Annotated in this window: 1 protein-coding gene; it reads left to right on the top strand. The window is 62.6% G+C overall.

What is annotated here, in order from left to right; translation table 11 throughout:
- A partial coding sequence (locus tag H7C86_RS36925) for an AMP-binding protein (RefSeq protein ID WP_182263519.1) occupies positions 1-1,158 on the top strand: 1,158 nt, incomplete at both ends.

The following is a 1,158-nucleotide window of genomic DNA, read 5'->3' as shown; positions in this document are numbered from 1 at the left end:
TGGTGATGGTGGGTGTTTGCCGGTGGGGGTGGGGTTTGTTGATGTGGGTTGTGTTGATGTTTCGGGGTTTTCGGGTGATCCGGTGGGGGTGGGTGATCGGTTGGGGGTGTTGTTGCCTGAGCATGCGGTGTATGTGATGTTCACGTCGGGGTCGACGGGTCGTCCGAAGGGGGTGGTGGTTTCGCATGCGGGGGTGGTGAATCGGTTGTTGTGGATGCAGGGGGAGTTTCCGTTGGGTGTGGGGGATGTGGTGTTGCAGAAGACGCCGGTGTCGTTCGATGTGTCGGTGTGGGAGTTGTTTTGGCCGTTGATGGTGGGTGCGCGGTTGGTGGTGGCGGATCCGGGTGGGCATCGTGATCCGGTGTATTTGGTGGGTGTGATCGAGCGGTGGGGGGTGTCGGTGGTGCATTTTGTGCCGTCGATGTTGGAGGTGTTCGTGGGGGAGCCTTCGGTGGTGGTGGGGTGTTCGAGTGTGCGTCGGGTGTTTGTGTCGGGTGAGGGTTTGTCGTCGGTGTTGGCGGGGCGGTTTGCGGGGGTGTGTGGTGCGGAGTTGGTGAATTTGTACGGGCCGACGGAGGCGTCGGTGGATGTGACGTTTCATGTGGTGGATGGTGTTGTGGGGGTGGGTGTTCCGATTGGTCGGCCGGTGTGGAATACGCGGGTGTTGGTGTTGGATTCGCGGTTGCGGCCGGTTCCGGTGGGTGTGGTGGGGGAGTTGTATGTGGGTGGGGTGCAGGTGGCTCGGGGGTATGAGGGTCGTGTGGATTTGACGGTGGGTCGGTTTGTGGCGGATCCGGTGTCGGGGGTGGTGGGTGCTCGGGTGTATCGGACGGGTGATGTGGTGCGGTGGGGGTGTGGTGGGGTGTTGGAGTTTGTGGGGCGCACGGATTTTCAGGTGAAGGTGCGGGGGCAGCGGGTGGAGTTGGGTGAGGTGGAGGCGGTGTTGGCTGCTCAGGTGGGGGTGGCTGGTGCGGTGGTGGTGTTGCGGTCGGGTGTGGGTGGGGATTTTTTGGTGGGGTTTGTGGTGGGTGAGGTGGGGGTGGTGGTCGATGAGGTGGTGGTGTTGGAGGGGGTGCGGAGGTCTCTTCCGGGGTTCATGGTGCCGTCGGTGGTGGTGGTGTTGGGGGAGTTTCCGGTGACGGTGCATGGGAAGTTGGA

Origin of the sequence: Rhodococcus sp. UFZ-B548 (assembly GCF_903819475.1) — a bacterium.
In the GTDB taxonomy this organism is placed as follows: domain Bacteria; phylum Actinomycetota; class Actinomycetes; order Mycobacteriales; family Mycobacteriaceae; genus Rhodococcus_F; species Rhodococcus_F erythropolis.
The sequence above is the reverse complement of the archived record's forward strand: the minus strand, read 5'-3'. Positions and strand labels throughout refer to the sequence as shown.